The sequence below is a fragment of the Paenibacillus zeisoli genome, from assembly GCF_003994465.1.
Taxonomy (GTDB): Bacteria; Bacillota; Bacilli; order Paenibacillales; family Paenibacillaceae; genus Fontibacillus; species Fontibacillus zeisoli.
This window is the reverse complement of the sequence record NZ_RZNX01000006.1, coordinates 38,011-57,312: the sequence shown is the minus strand read 5'-3', so window position 1 is coordinate 57,312 and position 19,302 is coordinate 38,011. Positions and strand designations below refer to the sequence as shown.

Here is a 19,302-nt window from a genome sequence, read left to right as displayed (position 1 = left end):
ATTACTTTCTGATCCGTTTTCCATTTTAAACCAAATAAAACTATAAGTAAATATATATAAAACTTACAGTATATTAAATTCACCTCTCATATTATCTACTTTTATACTAGGAGGGGTTATATGAATTATGATTCGCTCGGCAAAAGATTGCGGCAGGAACGCCGCAAGATGCACTGGACCCAAGAAAAGCTGGCAGAGAGAATCGATGTCTCCGACGCATACATAGGACAAATTGAGAGAGGAGAGCGCAGTCTATCTCTGGATACTCTAATCAGACTGGCTAATGAACTCGGGGTCACCGTTGATTATTTGCTTCACGATTCCATTGAGATCACGGATGATCAATTCGTGGATCAAATTCGCCAGATCATGATGAACCGTTCCGCCAAAGAGAAACAGATGGCTCTGGATATGATCAAACTGATGTTCACTCATCTGGACGATCTCTCGAAGACCAAAGAATAAGTAATGCAAGCAGCCCTCTTCCGGTAGAATCAGCCAAGATTCTGCCAGAAGGGGGCTTTAAGCTTCAAGCCAAGCTGTTGAATGAAATTAAAGTTTTAGACTGAGTATGTTGGCCCCACGCTGCTTGTCGAATAATAAAACCGTAAGATAATGTAAATAAGTATCAGACTTGGCCCAACTATAAAAACAGCGGTAGCCTTTGACGAGAAAATAAAGTCCTAGACTACCGCTGTTTTGTTGACCTATCCGTTCAACTAACGTTCTCCGTTAGTTGAACGAAACTATTGTTAATCTTCACTTTTGATTACTCTTCTACCTGTCCCAAAATGACCACTAAAATAATCAAAGTTAAATAATTTTCCAGGACTATTAGTTTCGAACTTAGTTTCGCTTAATTGTGCACGCTTAATACTGCTTGGACTTGTAAAATCATAAGGAAGTGCTTCGTCAGAATTAAAGGTTAATGTAATCTTGGGGTTACTTTCAGTAACAATAAAGACCGATGCGTAAAAATCGGCTAGAAATGAAAGATAGCCTCCACATATGCATACTACATTTCCTTCACTGAGTGTATACGGCCACGTATAATATTGCTCCCGAACAGCTCGGTTATTTATTTCTTCTAACAGCTTAATATCTGCTCCCTTCACCCTTGTTATTAGCACCTGCATTTTCCCAAAAACAAAGAGTGAATCACTATCAAATTGAAGCCCTTGTGAGGCTAAGTGGTCTTTAAAATCGAAAATATTAATGGTTGAATTCATGAATTCAAACTTATACTCGCCTTTAATTTCACTTTGAAAACTAAGAAATATCGTTTGTTTAAGATGAGGCTCTTCGCCAACTATACCATCAAACTCTTTACTACTTATATCAAGTGTAATTTTCATTTGTAGCGGCACTCCCATTCAATAGCTTTTACACATATTTAGTTACTTGGTTCAATTATCCTGCCCTTAAGCTTAACGAAGCTGCCGTACATATTCGCGGCAGCTTCGTTAACTTCCTTTATTTCACTGTCGTATCCCGATAGCTTAATGATCTATGCTTGTCTTTGTGTTCTAATCCATTCACTTGTCTAATTGTCTCTCCATGACGATCCAACCAAGAGGAAGGTCAGAGAGTTGAGCCAAGCTGGGATCAATATTGACCATTTCTTTTAACGACAATAGACGCACATAATCTTCCTTTACTTCCTCGCCATCAAGAAATTGCCACATTCCATCGTCTTCGTCATGTGTTACATATAAAATCGTGCTTTCACGCTTCAGGATTCTATCGATGGTTAGGACAGCTACATTTTCTGCATCTTCAAATGGCCATAGTTATTTCGACATATTTCCACCTTTTTCTTAAGACTATCGTATCCCGTTAGCTCAATGGAGCGGCAGCTAAATTTAACTCTGAACTGTACAGTTTGTTTTCTTTAAGAAAGGACTTCAAATTGTGGTATCGAATATGGACGGCAACAAAACGATTATTCTTAGTAAATACGAGCAGGGTTGGATAATAGTTTTTGGACTTGCCGACAAACATAATTACTTCGGTCACAGTTCCGTTAATCCAATTATTTGTAATACTAAACGGGGGGGTGAGTGGTATCTTAATCGCAATCCCTTCGGTCGGCTCAATTTTGAACGAACCAACAATACCAATTATTGAGGAGAGCCAATGCTTGGCTTGGTTTTGTAATATATTTGAATTGGGAATTAATTGTACGACTTCGCCTTTTCTAATATCGAATACTTCTGCTCCCTCAGTTGCCACAACTGTTTGAGGAGTAGAAAGACTAATTGCCCCGAATACAAGCAACAAACAAATAAAAATCTTCAAGCTGAACCCTCCCCTTTTGATGAAGGTATTGTTTCCCAACTGAATAAATTAAACGCATGCAACCTAAACATCACACGAAACTACCCGTTTAGTAAAATGAGCAGGCTGCGATAGCCTGCTCAACATTAAGTCTTATTCAACAGGGTTTCCCGTTATAATTCTCTTACCGTTGTCACAACAAATCCTGATTCGTAATTATGATTGAATGTGATTGTATACTTCTTGACCTTCTTGTCTCTTTTATTTTCAATAACTCCTTGGACCGTTGCCAATACATCTAATTCGTAAAAACCACCCTCGACTTCTCTCATACCCGTTACTTGAAATGGGTCAAACCAGTAGACGTATTCCTTTCCTCTCTTCAAGTAACCTTTTTCTTGTAGGGCTAGTAGTGCTCTTCTTTGCAACTCTGTTGTTAACATACGTTCCAGTTGTTCTTCTCTTGTTTGAGGAAATCCCCATAAATGGACCCATTCAATTGAATCTTTTTCTTTAGACACTTCGCCATTCGGTTTAGCAGCGGTTACTGACTGTATGGATAGTATAGTCCCAATGGAAAGGACCAGAATGGACATAAATTTTCTATTCATATCATCACCTACCCATAGTTTCCCACTGTTGAATTTGTTTTATGTATCCAATATATTGTTACGTTATCCTGCCCTTTAGCTTAACAAGGCTGCCATATATATTCTTGGCAGCCTCGTTAATTTCCTTATTCAATTATCCTTCACAGTTAGTTTCATCTCACCGTTTAACTGCTTTAAGAAATGCTTCCTCCGTTTTTATTGCATCGTTTCCTTCACGTCTAGTCCTTTTATTTGATGAAATTGAGAAAGGGACTGTTCGTGGCTGCATTGGGGCAGTAACCCCTGCCCCCTTCCTATGATAGTCAAGCGGAAGGGGCTTTCCCTTTTGGCGGGAATCCGAGGTCAATCGTCCGAGGAATGAGGATGCCGGCTTGCTCGTTCATTGTAAAGCTCGCCCCATTCTTTCATCAGCAAAATAATTGGGTTCAAAGTTTTACCAAATTCGGTTAGAGAGTATTCTACCTTTGGCGGCACCTGATTGTACGTTTTGCGCTCAATGATCCCTTCACGTTCGAGTTCCCGCAATTGCAAGGTAAGAATATGATGCGTGACCTGAGGGTAAATTCTGCGAAGCTCGCCGAACCGCTTCGTTCCGCTCATTAAGTGATAAAGAATCACCCCTTTCCACTTTCCACCAATAACATCAAACGTCGTTTCGACTGGACACTTTTTTTCTGGAGCATTTGCCATCCCATTATCCCTCTGCATAGTATTATTTTTGATACTAGGTATTATTAATTTGCGTACTATAAGTATATTACTAACTTAAATATAATGAAATAGTCAAGGCATCCAATATGTGAAGGGAATGATTTCAGTGGGGAGAGCGGAAGACATAAAGAAATTTGAGGGTCAGACAGCGATTGTTACTGGAGGCGGCACCGGAATGGGCCGTGCTGCAGCGCTAAGGCTCGGCAGGGAAGGCGCCAATGTCGTCATAGCGGGTCGACGAACGAAAGAGCTTCAAGAAGTTTATGAAGAAATTGTCTCTCAGGGAGGTAGTGCCCTCGCTGTTCAAACTGACGTTGCCGATCCTCGTCAGGTCGAAGCGCTTGTAAATAAGACGCTGGATGTGTTTGGAAGTTTGGATATCGCTTGGAACAACGCCGGCATTCTTGGTGCTTTTTCACCTTTACACCAACTATCCTTTGAAGATTTTGATACTCTGATGTCGGTCAATCTGCGTGGTGTGTTCGCCTGTCTGAAATACGAGATCGCAGCAATGCTCGACCTTGGAATCCGGGGCTCGATCGTTAACACATCTTCGTGGACAGCGCATGGAGCAATGCCGGGTACTTCAGGCTATGCAGCCTCCAAGGGTGCACTCGATGCAATGATGAGAACCGTGGCGTTGGAGGTTGGTCCTAGTAACATTCGAGTGAACAATGTCAGTCCTGGAATGATTGCAACCCCAATGTCACAGGAGGTTCTAAGTGACGAGGCTACGGCGCGTCCCTTTATCAAGCAAACACCCTTACAGCGGGTGGGCCAATCCGAAGACGTGGCGGATGTCGTAGTCTGGCTTCTCTCCGACGACGCTCGTTTCGTTACTGGCCAGAGCATACTCGTAGATGGAGGTTACACGATCGGCGGATTACGCCCGTGACTGAACGAAGCGATATATTGAAGCCAAACGGCAGCCAAATGATTAATTCCCGGCTGCCGTTTGGTCGTTCATAGATCCATATACATCATGGCTGTTGTACAAGTAGTTGATGGACTGTGAGTTTTCTTACAAACAGCACTAATTGAATTGTGATGCCCGTTAAATCAACTTCTAATCTCTAACGTCTTAACCTTCTTGTTCTCTTACACCTAAACTACAATTGAGAAAAACTGAAGAAAACTGCCCGTTAGCTTAATGAAATACCGTCAGCCTAATACTTATTTTCTCAGTTTAACACTTAATTTTTCTAGTCCAAGACTTTATTTTCTTCTGATACCAGCGACTCAAAAAAGCTGCATCCCCAAATCTGGAGATACAGCTTTATGTATAATGGAGCTTAGATTACAGTATTGAAGACCATGAAGTACACGATAACGACAATAATTATAGCAAGCACGGAGCTGAGTGTACGAACTTTTCCGATATGATCGGTAACTTCGTTCTTGGCACGAATGCCTTCCACAGCCAATCGAAGCGGCTTGCCGATAATTCCACTAAGCGCTCCCGCCGCAAGGAAGAGTACGATAACAACAACTATCCAGGGCATGGAGTAATTCCCCTTGCTGATTAAGTAACCTCCTGTCAGGAACTGAAGAATCAGTCCGTATTGACCGAAACGGTTAAGCGTTCTCACTGCAGAGACGGTTCCTTCCTGTGCGGAAAGAGACAGGCTGCCAAGACGTCCCAGCACAAAAGGCAGCAGGATGTAAAAGCCGAGTGCCAAGGAACCCAGAACGTGCAAAAAAATCATTGCGTTTGTCACAACTGAACCACCTTTCATTATTTAGATTAATTACAATCTATTATATCCATAATTTTGATTAAAGAAAAGGAAAGCTAGCTATCATTCACGGTAATTTAACCAATTCATAGGTAGAAAGCATACCTACTTACAAAAAAGCCGGCCTCTACGCTGCGATTCACAGGTAAAGACCGGTTTTATTCCAGCAGATTGCCATTTAATTAACCTTTAACAACCTTGATTACACTTCGTACGGATTCAGCGGATTTATCAAGAGCCGCCTTCTCCTCAGCCGTTAATTCAAGTTCAAATAACTTCTCAATCCCGTTGCCGCCCAGAACAGCCGGGACACCCAGGAACAAATCATTGTACCCGTATTCGCCCTCTAGCAGTGCGATAACCGGAATAATGCGTTTCTTGTCCTTTAACACGGCCTCTGCCATCTGTACAAGGGAAGCTGCCGGAGCATAATAGGCACTGCCGTTACCAAGCAGGTTAACGATCTCGCCTCCGCCTACACGGGTACGCTGGACGATCGCGTCAATACGTTCTTGTGGAATCAAAGTATCGATAGGAATCCCGCCTACGCTGGAGTAGCGTACCAAGGGCACCATGTCATCCCCATGTCCACCCAGAACGAAGCCGCGGACATCTTCTACAGATACATTAAGCTCTTGAGCGATAAAGGTGCAATAACGCGCTGTATCAAGCACACCCGACTGGCCGATCACCCGATTCTTGGGGAAGCCGAGCGCCTGATAGGCCGCATAAGTCATCGCGTCAACCGGGTTGCTCAAGATGATCACAATAGAGTCCGGGCAATATTTCTTCACATTCTCACAGACGGAAGCAACAATCCCCGCATTTGTACTCACAAGGTCATCCCGGCTCATGCCCGGCTTCCTAGCAATTCCTGCTGTAATAATTACAATATCAGAGCCTGCAGCATCCTCATAGCTGGAAGTTCCTACAATGCTGCTGTCAAAGCCTTGAACCGGGCTTGCTTCGAGCATGTCCAGAGCCTTACCTTTAGTTGGGTTCTCAAGTTGTGGGATGTCAAGCAGGACAACATCGCCAAGTTCCTTTTGCGCAAGCATCAAAGCGGTAGTCGCACCTGTAAAGCCGGCGCCAACCACAGTAATCTTTTTGCGTTGGATTCCCACTATAGATAGCCTCCTACATGTTTTTAATAACTTGATCCGCGAACTCCGAGCATTTCACTTCAGTAGCGCCTTCCATCAGGCGGGCAAAGTCATAAGTAACGGTCTTGTTATTGATGGAGGTCTCGAGACCTTTGTAGATCAGGTCAGCAGCTTCCTGCCAGCCAAGGTGTTCAAGCAGCATTACGCCGGACAGAATAACAGAACCCGGGTTAACTACGTCAAGATCCGCATATTTAGGCGCTGTACCATGGGTTGCTTCGAAGATCGCATGACCTGTCAGATAGTTGATGTTCGCGCCCGGTGCAATACCGATACCGCCAACTTGAGCCGCCAATGCGTCAGACAGATAGTCCCCGTTCAGGTTCAGGGTAGCGATCACATCAAAGTCTGTCGGACGAGTAAGTACTTGCTGCAGAGCAATGTCAGCAATTGCATCCTTGATCAGGATTTTGCCTGCATCCAAAGCTTCTTTCTGAGCTGCATTTGCCGCATCCGCACCGGATTGTTCCTTGATCTGGTCATACTGTGCCCAAGTGAATACTTTATCGCCGAACTCCTGTTCAGCTACTTCGTAACCCCAGTTCTTGAAGGCTCCTTCTGTAAACTTCATGATATTGCCTTTGTGCACAAGCGTTACGCTCTTGCGTCCATGATCAATGGCGTATTGAACAGCCGCACGAACCAGACGCTTGGAGCCCTCTTCGGATACAGGCTTGATGCCGATACCGGACGTTTCCGGGAAGCGGATCTTCTTAACGCCCATCTCATTCTGCAGGAAGGAGAGAACCTTCTTCACTTCCTCCGTACCCTCTTGATATTCAATACCTGCATAAATATCTTCTGTGTTCTCACGGAAAATAACCATATCCACCAGCTCCGGACGCTTCACTGGAGAAGGAACGCCGTCGAAGTAGCGCACAGGACGAAGACACACGTACAGATCCAGCTCTTGACGCAGGGCTACGTTAAGAGAGCGGATACCGCCGCCGATTGGCGTAGTCAAAGGCCCTTTGATGGCTACGATATATTCACGAATCGCTGTAAGCGTATCCGCTGGAAGCCACTCGCCGTATGTATTGAACGCTTTCTCTCCCGCGAAGACTTCATACCATGCGATCTTCTTCTCTCCGCTGTATGCTTTCTCAACAGCAGCATCAAGAACACGTACGGATGCTTTCCAGATGTCGCGGCCTGTACCGTCACCTTCGATAAATGGAATAATAGGACGGTTAGGCACATTAAGCTTACCGTCTTGAATTTCGATTTTATCACCCTCGGTAGGCAGGTTAAATTTCTCAAAGTTCGGCATAATTACATGTTCCTCCTTAATAATTATAGGTCCGTTTCCGGTATGCATACATGAAGAGGGGGACGACCGCTAAAGCTCCCGGGTCCACCTCTTCCGCTTATTCTATCATAACTTGCCAGACTATCTTAATTCAATCGGGATATATCTTTGATTGTAAAGACCCGTATACTCTGCACGAGGACGGATGATCCGGTTGTTATCCAGCTGCTCCACAATGTGGGCCGTCCACCCGGACAGGCGGCTGATCGCAAAGATTGGTGTGAACAGATCTTTCTCGATCCCGAGAAGGGTGTATACAGAAGCTGAATAGAAATCCACGTTCGGCTTGAGGCCCTTTTGTGAAGTAACCAGGGATTCGATCATGACAGACATCTCATAGAGCGAAGAGTCGCCTTTCAGCTCACTCAGCTCTCTGGACATTTGCTGCAGGTGTTTGGCACGCGGATCGCCATTCTTGTATACGCGGTGGCCAAAGCCCATAATCTTGTCTTTGTTATCCAGCTTCTGCTGAATGTACTCCTCTGTCTTCTCCAAGGAACCAATCTCCGTAAGCATCTGCATAACCGCCTCATTAGCACCGCCATGCAGAGGTCCCTTCAGAGTTCCGATTGCCGAAGTCACCCCGGAGTAAATGTCAGACAGAGTTGCTACGGTAACCCGTGCAGAGAACGTGGACGCATTAAGCTCATGATCTGCATGAAGAACCAGAGCGGTGTCCAGCGCTTTAACGGCAACCGGATCCGGCTCATCCCCAGAGAGCATATACAGGAAATTGTAAGCCAGACTTACTCCCTGCTTAGGTGCTACTGGCTCCTGACCTTTACGGATGCGGTCAAAGGCTGCAATAAGTGTCGGAATCTGTGCTTGCAGCTTAATCGCTTTGTTCTGGGTAGAATCGTGGCTGATATCGCCTGCAGTCTCATCATACAAAGCGAGTGCAGACACACCGGTACGAAGTGCAGCCATTGTGTTCGTATTCTTAGGAAACAGCTTAAGCTGCTCCACAACCTCGGAAGGGATGGCAGCATATTCACTGAGTTGTTGCTGCAGAGCACCAAGCTCAGACTGCGTCGGCAGCTTGCCATACCAGAGCAAATAAGCCACTTCTTCAAAACTGGCATGCTGGGCGAGCTCATCGATATTAATTCCACGGTAAGCTAGCACGCCATCTTCAATGGAACTGATAGAAGAAGTCGCAGCCACAATACCTTCCAGGCCTTTGGTAGCTGTCATAGTACATCTCTCCTTTATTGGACATAATTAAGGCAGAATAAAGCCAATGTAAACATTTACATTTTGAAAGATTGGAAGAGTAACGGTGTGCAATGATAGATGTTACACCTGATGAAACCTTATTTCATCATACTGGATTTTGGGGAGCAAGGGAACATCTTAGCGCCTACTGTCTAAATCAAATTGTTTTATCGGAATCATAAAGATTTTTTTGGAAGCGATTTCAGGTGTGGTTAATTCGGCCTTCTATTGCCTTTACACGGTCTTTTCCCGCATACTATAACATAATTAATAGATGAGGATGAGCTGCGGTCCATAGTCTCCCAGTTCATTCGTAGAATACTCGACATCACATGGAGGAGATTGATTTCTTGGACAATATTGTGGTCAAAAGGTTACTTCGAGGGATTTGGGTCATTGCCGTTCTCATTCTTATCGGACTAGCATTCTACTGGCTTATTCCGCTGGTATACCCTTTCCTGATTGCCTGGCTGATTGCCTATGCTATGAATCCATTCACACATTTTCTTCAAAAGAAACTTAAGATGCCAAGATGGCTGGCTGTCACGCTAGGCCTTCTGGTGTACTTCGGCGGAGCCTTTATTATCCTATCCGCAGTGGTTACCCGATCGGTGAAAGAATTGATTCATCTTACCCAGTCGTTCGATCTGCATATCGAAAAGTGGAAGTTGTTCTTCACCAATTGGGCTCAAAGTGATGGAATCCAGAATATCATCGGAGAGATCAACAAGTTCATTCAGAATAATCCGGATTACCAGCATACCATTAATCAGAATATCAATCGGACCACGGAGACGATCAGCTCCATGGTGACCCGAATCGTCACCGGCTTCCTGAATGGGATTGTGAACCTGCTAACCTCACTCCCTAACCTGGGTGTTATCCTCATCGTGATCATGCTGGCTACGTTCTTCATCGGTAAGAACTGGGAACGTCATATGCGCACCATGACAGGTTGGGTCCCGCTTCCGTTCCGCAAGACAGCGAAGGACGTATGGGGGGATCTTCAAAAAGCCCTGTTCGGCTACCTGCGTGCCCAGTTCATCATGATCTCCATAACCGCTGTAATCGTGCTTATAGGGCTGCTTATTCTAGGTGTAGACTCTGCATTTACCTTTGCCTTGTTAATAGGCTTTGTTGATCTACTGCCTTATCTCGGGGTTGGAACGATTATGGTTCCCTGGCTCGTATATGCTTATCTTTCAGGAGATATCCGGCTTGGAATCGGCCTATCCATCCTTTATGGAATTATCTTAATAGCCCGCCAATTGATTGAGCCAAAGGTATTGGCCAGCAGTGTGGGGCTGGATCCGCTGCCTACGCTTATTGGGATGTTTGTAGGCCTTAAGCTCTTCGGAGTGCTGGGACTCATTATCGGGCCTGTCACTTTTGTCGTGATTTCGGCTGTGAACCGCGCGAATGTATTCCGGGATTTAAGAAATTATATTGTGAATGGCCGTCTCCATTGATGGATGTCCATCAAGCTCATTACACAAAAGCCCTCAGCTTCTACCTAACCGGGAAGCTGAGGGCTTTTCTCTTAGCGCCGAAAAAATGTTATAGTACCATCCTTCATTTTCTTGGCGACCCATTTGACTAAAAATATTTTATACAAAGGCCGGGTTAATGGAAATACCATCGTGAAGCCAATTGCATCCGTTATGAATCCAGGAATCAGCAGCAGCAGGCCTCCGATTAATATACAAAGTCCATCAACAACCGTTCTTCCGGGAATCTGTCCATTGTTCATCTGTCCTTTAACCGACTCAAGTACCTTCCGGCCCTCAAACTGAACCATAAGTCCGCCGATAATGGACGTAGCGAGAGTCAGAAATAGGGTTTTGCCCACGCCAATCCGCTCTCCTACCTGTGAATAGACCCAAGTTTCAACAAACAACAGAACTACAATCCATAGGAATACCCATTTACGCATGAGATTGCTCCTTCTCCTGAAAGCCATACTCCTTACATGAGTTATACCTCATCTCTGAAGCTTATGCTCTTAATAATATGCTATCAAGAGCATTGTACAGGTTCGGAAGCTTTTTATCCAGCCTTACCGGCTTCCAGTCCTTCGTGACCCAGACGTGACTCGTAGAACCCGTCACAAGCAGTTCACCAGGCAGCGGTTCTGAACCGTCGATGGCCCCCTCTATGTCGTTCTCAGCAGGCAGGATGCGTCTAATTTCATAAGCGTAGCCCAGCCTCAGTGGAGAGAATGAGGTTACCCGAGTAAAGACGGTGATCTGATCATCATAGTGGGCAGGCAGCTTGAACTGCAGATTCGCATCAATAACCGGAAGAAGAACACCTTCCTGCTCAATCGCCCTGTAATCAAATCCCAGCTGACGAATCATCTCCGTCCTTCCCATCTCGAACCAGCCCAGATAGTTGCTGTGATAGACGACAGCCATCTGGTCCGTCTCCTGATACCGTACCCGAAGTTCTGCCTTGAACCAGCTGCTGCTTCTTCCCTCGCCTCGATGTTGTGTACCCATATGCGCGCTCCTATCTGATTGATCTTAGATTTCAGGTCCATCGTATCATAACAAAAAGCAATGGTTCGCCGCTGCCGGTTGCTCCATTGCTTTGTGTAAGTTCCAAATTCAAAATATAAGATTAGCCCCGGATTTGACTGATTTTCACCAGATTGGTTGAACCGGAACGACCCAGTGGAACACCTGCAGTAATGACTACCAGATCTCCCTCTTTAACTAGACCGGATTCTACTCCGCCCTTCATAGCGCAATCGAACAGCTCATCTGTAGAAGAAGCTTGTTCGCCTTTAACTGGTGTTACGCCCCATGCCAGTGCAAGACGACGCAATGTTTGGTCAACCGTTGTCACTGCAATAATTGGAGATTGCGGACGATATTTGGATACCATGCGAGCTGTGTATCCTGTTTCGGTTGAAGTGATGATCGCTTTCGCGTTCAAGTCGAGAGCAGAATTCGCTACCGCTTGGCTGATTGCTTCAGTCACTGTAGTCTGTTGAGCATGGCTTTGTTTCTCGAAAATTTCGCGGTATTTCAAAGCGGACTCAGCCTTCTCAGCAATACGGGACATGGTAAGTACAGATTCAACCGGATATTTACCGGCAGCTGTCTCACCAGACAACATGATGGCATCCGTGCCATCAAAGATTGCATTGGCCACGTCACTCGCTTCTGCGCGTGTTGGTCTTGGGTTGCGCTGCATGGAATCCAGCATTTGAGTTGCAGTAATTACCGGCTTGCCTACGCGATTACATTTCTCAATCATAGTCTTCTGAGCCAAAGGTACATCTTCAGCCGGGATTTCAACACCGAGGTCACCACGGGCTACCATCAGTCCGTCGGACACTTCCAATATTTCATCCAAGTTATCGACACCCTGCTGGTTCTCGATTTTGGAGATGATTTGAATATAAGTCGCGTTGTGCTTCTCAAGAAGCTCACGAATTTCAAGAACGTCACTTGCTTTACGTACGAAAGAAGCCGCGATAAAGTCAATGCCTTGCTCGATACCGAAGATGATATCGTTCGCATCCTTCTCTGTAATACCCGGCAGGGAAATATGTACGCCCGGTACATTAACACCCTTCTTGCTCTTGATTGTTCCGCCGTTAACAATGCGGCATTTGATCTCAGTACCTTGAATGTCTACTACGGTAAGGCCGATCAGACCATCATCGATAAGAATCGTGGACCCTACTTCTACGTCATTTGGAAGCTCACTGTAAGTTACTGAAATACGGTCCTTGTCGCCAAGAATTTCTTCAGTAGTCAGAGTGATGAACTCGTCTTGTACCAATTCAATCGGTTCAACTGCCAATTTGCCGGTACGGATCTCAGGACCTTTGGTATCAAGCAGAATTGCAACAGACTTTCCAAGCTCCTTGCTGGCTTGACGAATCGTCTTGATTCGGTTGCCGTGCTCTTCAAAATCTCCATGAGAGAAGTTGAGACGGGCTACGTTCATTCCCGCAAGAATCAGTTTCTTCGTGTTCTCCAAAGACTCACTGGAAGGACCGATAGTACATACAATTTTCGTTTTACGCATTTGGGTTTCCTCCGTTTTAGGGTTTCTCTCTTTATCTTCTTTTTCCAACAATTAAATCTACTACAGAATCAAGAATTTGTATAGGAACTTTGTCATATTAAATCATTACCCAGCTGGACAAAATCTATAATGATTTTTGCTTTATTTCTTGGCGACGCCAAATTTCCCGATTTTACGGAACTTCTGGTAGCGTTCTTCGCGAAGCTCATCCGCAGTTTTAGAACTTAATTCATTCAGATGACGGACCACCGAAGATTTAATGCTCTCGGCAGCAGCTTCGTAATCTTTATGAGCACCGCCCTTGGGTTCAGGAACAATTTCTTCAATCACTTCCATCTCAAGCAGATCCTGCGCGGTAATCTTCATCGCTTCTGCCGCCTGATCGGCCTTAGAAGCATCCTTCCACAGAATAGAAGCAGCTCCATTAGGAGAGATGGCGGAATAGATGGCATTCTCAAGCATCAGTACGCGGTTGCCTACGCCCAGAGCAAGTGCACCGCCGCTTCCGCCTTCACCAATGACCACACAGATCACAGGCACACGAAGGGAAGCCATATCCCGAAGGTTGCGGGCGATCGCTTCAGACTGGCCTCTTTCTTCTGCCGTAATTCCGGGATAAGCTCCTTTGGTGTCGATAAAGGTAATAATTGGACGACCAAATTTCTCGGCCTGCTGCATCAGACGCAGCGCTTTACGGAACCCTTCCGGATGCGGACTGCCGAAGAAACGGGCAATGTTATCTTTGGTGTCCTTCCCGCGCTGTTGGCCCAGAACGGTAACGGGAGTGTCATTCAGCTTGGCAATGCCGCCTACAATGGCAAGGTCATCCCCGAATAGCCGGTCTCCATGAAGCTCAATGAAATCAGTGAAGATCAATTGAATGAAGTCAAGTGAAGTCGGACGCTGATGATTTCTGGCCAGATGCATCTTCTGGGAAGGGGAAATTGCACTATAAATCCCCTCTTCGAGCTCGCGGTATCGTTCTTCCAGACGGGTGATCTCATCACTGAAATCAATCCCTTTCTCGTCTCCGAACTGCTTCAGCTCGTCTATCTTCTTGCGCATCTCTACCAGAGGTGTTTCAAAGGGCATTTCTCCCGCCACTTAATCTCCTCCTTTCACTGTGTGCAGCTCCAGCAGCTTGGCTAATACACTCTTCATTTCCTTGCGGTGCACAACCAGATCCAGCTGGCCGTGCTGCAGATTGAATTCCGCTGTCTGGAAGTCATCCGGCAGCTTCTGGCGGATGGTCTGCTCGATGACAATTCGTCCGGCGAAGCCAAATACGGCTCCCGGCTCGGCGATAATAATATCTCCAAGCATAGCAAAGCTGGCGGAAACGCCTCCGGTAGTCGGATCCGTAATCACCGAGATATATAGACCGCCCTGCTCGTTGAAACGGGCGAGTGCTGCACTTGTCTTCGCCATCTGCATAAGACTGAGTATACTTTCCTGCATCCGGGCACCGCCCGAAGTGGAGAAAATAATAAGCGGAAGTCGGCTTTCTGTTGCAGCTTCAATAGCTCGGGTGATCTTCTCCCCAACAACAGAACCCATACTTCCGGTGAAAAAGTCAAAGCTCATGACAGCCACAATAACAGGAAGTTCCGATATTGTGCCCTGTCCGGTTACTACGGCTTCACGCAGTCCTGACTTGAGGGTCTGCTGCTCCAGCTTCGTTGCATATCCCGGGAACCCAAGCGGGTCTTCAGACACAAGATCTTCATCGTATTCTACGAAACTGTCTTCATCCAGAAGATAACGAATCCGTTCCATGGCATTTAGGCGCATATGATAACCACAGTTAGGACATACCTTCAGGTTCTTGTCCAGTTCTTTGCTGTATTGAATAGCTCCGCAGCTGCCGCATTTGTTCATCAGCCCTTCGGGAATCTCACGCCTCGGGCGATCTGCTTGATCTGCGGTCATATCACGACCATGTCTTTCTGACGGAAGGGTCGCGTACTTCCTTTTTTTCTGGAATAAGTCTTTAAACACAACTACACCTCTCCAGCCATTAATTTGCTCTGCCGTGTCTTGCACAGTTAATCCTATATAGCATCATCCTGCTTCACCCTGATCTCATGGATGCAAGATGGAATTCAGTACTTCTTGTACCTCTTCAAGTTCTCCGGAAGGTACCAGAATTTCAAACTGCTGTTTGGATAAATTGACAGGACGTGTTTGGACAAGAAAGCCTTCTTCCATAAGCTTGTGCTTAATCCTGTCCGCAATTCTTGCGGTAGGCGCAATATAGATTACTGTCCACATGTCCTATTCCAAAGCCCCCTAACCTTCAGTTTCGAGCCCGTATAATAGAGTAATGATAACATAATCTTCAATTTTCCCGCAACAGAGGGAGATAGCGGCGGAGCCAAGGGAGCATAGGCTTTCGCCGCTATATGCAGGTACACGAACATTCTATGTTGGCTTGACTGGAATTATATTCCTTAATGATGCCAATCCAGGAGAGTCTCTTATTTGGTAATATACCCTAAACCTACCTTACTCTTACAGTCTCCGGGCCGAGCAGCCGCTCAATTTCACGGAACAGCTCTGGCGAGGGCTTGATCCGGTAACGATCGCTCAGCGCCAGCAGCTTCTGGGAGCTCTCATAGAACAGCACCGTGGTCATGGACCCGGGGTGCTTCTGGAGCAGCTCCTTCAGCTGCTCCAGCATGGCCGCATGCTCCGCCGCGGCCGCAATCTTGATGAAGACCCGCTGCCCTGCAGGGGTCTTCCCGGCACTGCCCGGCGCCCCCGAAGCGGCGCCGGGTGAACCTGCCGCTGCCGCGCTGCTGCGCTGCGGCTGCGGAGGTTCCGGGCGCCGCGCTGGCTTCGCTGCGGCGCTGCCCTGCGCGGACGCGTTGCCCGGCCCGCGGCCTGCGGCTGCGCTGCTGCGTGCGTTCGCCGGCGCGTTGCCCGGCTGACGTGCGCCCTGCGGCGCGCGCGTGCGCCGGGCAAGGCGCAGCTGCCCGAGGGCTTCTTCGCTCAGCGGGGCGACTTCGTCGGCCAGCAGCTTGAAGCCCTCGTCCTGCTGCTGCACGGTGGCACGCAGGGCTAGCAGCGCGCCCTTCTCGACCAGGGCGCGGCTGCGGTTCCACACTTCCGGGAACAGCACGACCTCGCTGCGCTCGATCTGATCCTCCAGTTCCATGAAGGCCATGGCTTTGCCCTGCTTGGTCGTGATGGTCTTGATCGACACGACCATCCCGGCAACCACTGTCTTGCTCTCATCCGGGGCTTCCGCAAGGTTCATCAGCCGGTCGATCCCGTCTGCGTCCAGCAGATGATCATAATCATCCAGCGGGTGACCCGACAGGTAGAGACCCAGCAGCTCACGCTCGAAATCCAGCTGCTGCACTGCACTGAACTTTGGAATATCCGGATACTCAATTTCCCAGTTGGGTGTCTCTACGAAGTCAAATAACTGAATTTGCAGATCATCGCGCTCTTTACGCCACTTGAGTGCGGCCTCTACCGTCTCGTCCAGCATGGCCAGCAGCTGCGCCCGGTGACCCGGAAGCGCATCGAAAGCGCCGCCCTGAATCAGAGACTCAATGACACGCTTGTTGCAGACTCTAAGATCTACCCGGCGGCAGAAATCAAGCAGGCTGTCGAAGGGACGCTCCTTGCGGACGCGAAGAATGCTCTCCATCGCCTGGGTACCTACGTTCTTGATAGCTGCAAGGCCGAACCGGATGACCCCGGGAGCCCCCGGCTCATCGGCGGGCTGCGGAGTGAACAGCACTCCGCTGTAGTTCACGTCAGGAGGCAGCACTTTAATCTCCATTCGCCGGCATTCGACGATATACTCTGCCACCTTCCTGTGGCTGCCCATCACGGCGGTAAGCATGGAAGCCATGAAATGAACGGGATAATGGGCCTTCAGGTAAGCGGTCTGGAAGGCAAGTACGCCATAAGCCGCCGCATGGGCACGAGGAAATCCATAGTCCGCAAAACGGACGATCATATCGTAGACCGCATTTGCGTCTTCCTGATTGTATCCTTGCTTCAAACTTCCGGATACAAAGTGTTCCCGCTGCTCGTCCAGCACTTCCCGCTTCTTCTTCGAGACAGCCCTGCGAAGCAGATCCGCTTCCCCGAGAGAAAAGCCGGCCATAGACGAGGCGATCTTCATAATCTGTTCCTGATATACAATAATCCCGTACGTATCGGCGAGCAGCGGTTCAAGATCTGGATGCGGATACTCCACTTCCACAAGGCCATGCTTCCCTCCAATGTATTTGGGGATAAACTCCATAGGACCAGGACGATACAGAGCCAGTACCGAAATAATATCTTCAAATTCGGATGGCTTCAGGTCCCTGAGCACACGCCGCATCCCGGCAGATTCCAGCTGGAACACCCCGGTCGTCTCTCCGCGGCCAAGCAGCTCGTAGGTGAGTGGATCATGATCGGAAATGTGATGGAAATCCAGCTGCTCTCCGGTCTGCTCCTGAATCCAGCGCAGGCACCGCTCGATAATCGATAAGGTGCGCAGTCCCAAAAAGTCCATTTTCAGAAGGCCTATCGACTCCAGACTTTCCATCGTGTACTGCGTCAGCGCCGTCGTCTCGCTGCCTTCCTGCAGCGGAACGGCATCGGTCAGCGGATCACGGGAGATCACTACACCTGCCGCATGGGTTGAAGCATGGCGCGGCATGCCTTCAACCTTCTTCGCCATGTCCAGAAGCCCTCTTACCCGGGGCTGCGATTCATACATGGCTTTCAGATCCGGACTGAGCTCCAGAGCACGCTGGATGCTGATTCCAAGGCTTCCTGGTATGAGCTTGGCCGCCTTGTCCACATCTCCGAACGGCACATTCAGAGCCCTTCCGACATCCCGAACCGCTGCACGGGCCGCCATCGTACCGAAGGTAATAATCTGGGCCACATGCTCCGTACCGTATTTGTCCACGACGTAAGCGATGACCTCATCCCGCCGTTCATCACTGAAATCAATATCGATATCCGGCATGGTTACCCGCTCCGGATTGAGAAAGCGTTCAAAGAGCAAATGATACTTCATCGGATCCACATCTGTAATCTTGAGAACATAAGCCACCAGACTGCCCGCTGAAGATCCGCGGCCCGGTCCTGTAGCAATTCCGGTTCGGTGCGCATAAGCAATGAAATCCCATACGATCAGGAAATAATCGGAGAACCCCATTCGTTCAATAACACCAAGCTCATACTCCAGCCTCTCTTCGAGCTCTTTCCTAAGCTCTGCGTCAGTCCAGCGAGGAGAGCTGCTGTAGCGGGCGGACAGCCCTTCCCGGCAGAGCTCGGCCAGATAACTTCCTGCGCTCTTTCCTTCCGGGATCGGCTGATAGGCAGGAAGAATATGACGGCCAAATTCAAGCTCAAGATTACATTTATCCGCGATAACCGAAGTGTTGGCAATCGCGTCCGGGATATGCGGGAACAAAGCTTGCATTCCCTGTGCGTCTTTTAGATACAGCTGATCCGTAGGAATCCTGAACCGCTCTTCATCCTCTACGGTCTTCCCCGTACCGATGCAGATTAGCACATCCTGGACCTCGGCATCCTTCTTCTCCAAATAATGAACATCATTCGTGGCGACCAGACTGACGCCCGTCTCTTCAGCCAGCTGCACAAGCAGCGGATTGACCTTCTTCTGCTCAGTTAGTCCGTGATCCTGAAGCTCCAGGTAGAAGTCTTCCCCGAAGGCGGACTTATACCGAAGCGCCGCTCTCTTGGCCTCTTCATATCTTCCATGCAGCAGATGCTGGGGAACTTCTCCGCCAAGACAAGCGCTTAGCGCGATGATACCCTCGCTGTATTGATTCAGAACCTCCCAATCGATTCTCGGTTTATAATGAAAGCCTTCCAGATGGCCGATCGAGCACAGCTTCATCAGATTCTTGTAGCCGGTCATATTCTTGGCAAGCAGGATCAAATGATAGATAGGCTGATCTTTGCGGCTGCCCCGCTCCTTGCGTGAGCCTGCCGTAAAGTACATCTCACATCCCAGGATTGGCTTGATCCCGTGTGCCTTGCATAATTTATAAAAGGGCACTGCCCCATACATCACCCCATGATCGGTAAGCGCAAGTGCATTCATCCCAAATCCGGCTGCTGTTTTGACCAGATCTTCCACTCTGGCCGCTCCATCCAGCAGGCTGTATTCACTATGCACATGCAGGTGAACAAAGTTGTCCATATGCAGGTTCCTTCCTCCGTCACATCAGGGCGGGTTCTCTTCTTAAAAAATT

Annotated in this window: 18 protein-coding genes; 3 read left to right on the top strand and 15 right to left on the bottom strand. The window is 47.8% G+C overall.

Annotated features, from left to right (window positions below):
- Positions 1 to 120 precede the first annotated feature (120 nt).
- A complete protein-coding gene (locus tag EJP77_RS14280; protein ID WP_127199925.1) occupies positions 121 to 465 on the top strand; it encodes a helix-turn-helix domain-containing protein in 345 nt (114 codons plus the stop codon).
- A gap of 287 nt (positions 466 to 752) precedes the next feature.
- On the opposite strand, the gene EJP77_RS14275 is transcribed toward EJP77_RS14280, so the two are convergent.
- From EJP77_RS14275 to EJP77_RS14255, 4 genes are all read right to left on the bottom strand, one after another.
- Positions 753 to 1,355, bottom strand: a complete 603-nt coding sequence (locus tag EJP77_RS14275) for a hypothetical protein (RefSeq protein WP_127199924.1) — start codon at positions 1,353 to 1,355, stop codon at positions 753 to 755.
- A 481-nt stretch (positions 1,356 to 1,836) separates the two neighbouring features.
- Positions 1,837 to 2,298 (bottom strand): hypothetical protein, encoded by a 462-nt coding sequence (locus tag EJP77_RS14265; protein WP_127199923.1) that lies wholly within the window; start codon positions 2,296 to 2,298, stop codon positions 1,837 to 1,839.
- A 152-nt stretch (positions 2,299 to 2,450) separates the two neighbouring features.
- Positions 2,451 to 2,888, bottom strand: a complete 438-nt coding sequence (locus EJP77_RS14260) for a hypothetical protein (protein ID WP_127199922.1) — start codon at positions 2,886 to 2,888, stop codon at positions 2,451 to 2,453.
- Positions 2,889 to 3,230: 342 nt separating this feature from the next.
- Positions 3,231 to 3,578, bottom strand: coding sequence for a winged helix-turn-helix transcriptional regulator (locus EJP77_RS14255; protein WP_127199921.1), 348 nt, complete (start codon positions 3,576 to 3,578; stop codon positions 3,231 to 3,233).
- Between the two features lie 118 nt (positions 3,579 to 3,696).
- Here EJP77_RS14255 and EJP77_RS14250 point away from each other — a divergent pair, with 118 nt between their 5' ends.
- Positions 3,697 to 4,494, top strand: a complete 798-nt coding sequence (locus EJP77_RS14250; RefSeq protein WP_185897363.1) for an SDR family NAD(P)-dependent oxidoreductase — start codon at positions 3,697 to 3,699, stop codon at positions 4,492 to 4,494.
- Between the two features lie 397 nt (positions 4,495 to 4,891).
- Here EJP77_RS14250 and EJP77_RS14245 read toward each other — a convergent pair whose 3' ends face one another.
- The 4 genes from EJP77_RS14245 to EJP77_RS14230 all read right to left on the bottom strand — a co-directional run bounded on the left by EJP77_RS14245 (position 4,892) and on the right by EJP77_RS14230 (position 9,001).
- Positions 4,892 to 5,317, bottom strand: a complete 426-nt coding sequence (locus EJP77_RS14245) for a hypothetical protein (protein ID WP_127199920.1) — start codon at positions 5,315 to 5,317, stop codon at positions 4,892 to 4,894.
- Between the two features lie 200 nt (positions 5,318 to 5,517).
- Positions 5,518 to 6,459, bottom strand: a complete 942-nt coding sequence (mdh, locus tag EJP77_RS14240; protein ID WP_127199919.1) for a malate dehydrogenase — start codon at positions 6,457 to 6,459, stop codon at positions 5,518 to 5,520.
- 13 nt (positions 6,460 to 6,472) lie between these two features.
- Complete coding sequence (gene icd, locus EJP77_RS14235; protein ID WP_127199918.1) at positions 6,473 to 7,768, bottom strand: NADP-dependent isocitrate dehydrogenase; 1,296 nt, start codon at positions 7,766 to 7,768, stop codon at positions 6,473 to 6,475.
- A gap of 120 nt (positions 7,769 to 7,888) precedes the next feature.
- Positions 7,889 to 9,001: a citrate/2-methylcitrate synthase gene (locus EJP77_RS14230; RefSeq protein ID WP_127199917.1), complete on the bottom strand. Its 1,113-nt coding sequence runs from the start codon at positions 8,999 to 9,001 to the stop codon at positions 7,889 to 7,891.
- A gap of 371 nt (positions 9,002 to 9,372) precedes the next feature.
- Between EJP77_RS14230 and ytvI the strand changes: the two genes are divergently transcribed.
- Positions 9,373 to 10,491, top strand: coding sequence for a sporulation integral membrane protein YtvI (gene ytvI, locus EJP77_RS14225; RefSeq protein WP_127199916.1), 1,119 nt, complete (start codon positions 9,373 to 9,375; stop codon positions 10,489 to 10,491).
- A 71-nt stretch (positions 10,492 to 10,562) separates the two neighbouring features.
- On the opposite strand, the gene EJP77_RS14220 is transcribed toward ytvI, so the two are convergent.
- From EJP77_RS14220 to EJP77_RS14190, 7 genes are all read right to left on the bottom strand, one after another.
- Positions 10,563 to 10,955, bottom strand: coding sequence for an FxsA family protein (locus EJP77_RS14220; RefSeq protein ID WP_127199915.1), 393 nt, complete (start codon positions 10,953 to 10,955; stop codon positions 10,563 to 10,565).
- A gap of 61 nt (positions 10,956 to 11,016) precedes the next feature.
- On the bottom strand, positions 11,017 to 11,520 hold the full coding sequence (locus EJP77_RS14215; RefSeq protein WP_127199914.1) for an acyl-CoA thioesterase: 504 nt from the start codon (positions 11,518 to 11,520) through the stop codon (positions 11,017 to 11,019).
- A 121-nt stretch (positions 11,521 to 11,641) separates the two neighbouring features.
- Positions 11,642 to 13,063 carry a pyruvate kinase gene (pyk, locus tag EJP77_RS14210; protein WP_127199913.1) on the bottom strand — a complete coding sequence of 474 codons (1,422 nt, stop codon included), beginning with the start codon at positions 13,061 to 13,063 and terminating at the stop codon, positions 11,642 to 11,644.
- Positions 13,064 to 13,204: 141 nt separating this feature from the next.
- Positions 13,205 to 14,167 carry an acetyl-CoA carboxylase carboxyltransferase subunit alpha gene (locus EJP77_RS14205; RefSeq protein ID WP_127199912.1) on the bottom strand — a complete coding sequence of 321 codons (963 nt, stop codon included), beginning with the start codon at positions 14,165 to 14,167 and terminating at the stop codon, positions 13,205 to 13,207.
- Entirely contained in the window at positions 14,168 to 15,061 is an 894-nt protein-coding gene (gene accD / locus EJP77_RS14200) for an acetyl-CoA carboxylase, carboxyltransferase subunit beta (protein ID WP_127199911.1), read from the bottom strand.
- 84 nt (positions 15,062 to 15,145) lie between these two features.
- Positions 15,146 to 15,334, bottom strand: a complete 189-nt coding sequence (locus tag EJP77_RS14195; RefSeq protein WP_127199910.1) for a glutamate decarboxylase — start codon at positions 15,332 to 15,334, stop codon at positions 15,146 to 15,148.
- A gap of 229 nt (positions 15,335 to 15,563) precedes the next feature.
- On the bottom strand, positions 15,564 to 19,250 hold the full coding sequence (locus EJP77_RS14190) for a DNA polymerase III subunit alpha (RefSeq protein WP_127199909.1): 3,687 nt from the start codon (positions 19,248 to 19,250) through the stop codon (positions 15,564 to 15,566).
- Positions 19,251 to 19,302: the final 52 nt, after the last annotated feature.

Coding starts and splice junctions, on each gene's coding strand:
- EJP77_RS14280 (WP_127199925.1), top strand. CDS start 121: ATGAATTATGATTCGCTCGGCAAAAGATTGCGGCAGGAACGCCGCAAG.
- EJP77_RS14275 (WP_127199924.1), bottom strand. CDS start 1,355: ATGAAAATTACACTTGATATAAGTAGTAAAGAGTTTGATGGTATAGTT.
- EJP77_RS14260 (WP_127199922.1), bottom strand. CDS start 2,888: ATGAATAGAAAATTTATGTCCATTCTGGTCCTTTCCATTGGGACTATA.
- EJP77_RS14255 (WP_127199921.1), bottom strand. CDS start 3,578: ATGGCAAATGCTCCAGAAAAAAAGTGTCCAGTCGAAACGACGTTTGAT.
- EJP77_RS14250 (WP_185897363.1), top strand. CDS start 3,697: ATGATTTCAGTGGGGAGAGCGGAAGACATAAAGAAATTTGAGGGTCAG.
- icd (WP_127199918.1), bottom strand. CDS start 7,768: ATGCCGAACTTTGAGAAATTTAACCTGCCTACCGAGGGTGATAAAATC.
- EJP77_RS14230 (WP_127199917.1), bottom strand. CDS start 9,001: ATGACAGCTACCAAAGGCCTGGAAGGTATTGTGGCTGCGACTTCTTCT.
- EJP77_RS14220 (WP_127199915.1), bottom strand. CDS start 10,955: ATGCGTAAATGGGTATTCCTATGGATTGTAGTTCTGTTGTTTGTTGAA.
- EJP77_RS14215 (WP_127199914.1), bottom strand. CDS start 11,520: ATGGGTACACAACATCGAGGCGAGGGAAGAAGCAGCAGCTGGTTCAAG.
- pyk (WP_127199913.1), bottom strand. CDS start 13,063: ATGCGTAAAACGAAAATTGTATGTACTATCGGTCCTTCCAGTGAGTCT.
- EJP77_RS14195 (WP_127199910.1), bottom strand. CDS start 15,334: ATGTGGACAGTAATCTATATTGCGCCTACCGCAAGAATTGCGGACAGG.
- EJP77_RS14190 (WP_127199909.1), bottom strand. CDS start 19,250: ATGGACAACTTTGTTCACCTGCATGTGCATAGTGAATACAGCCTGCTG.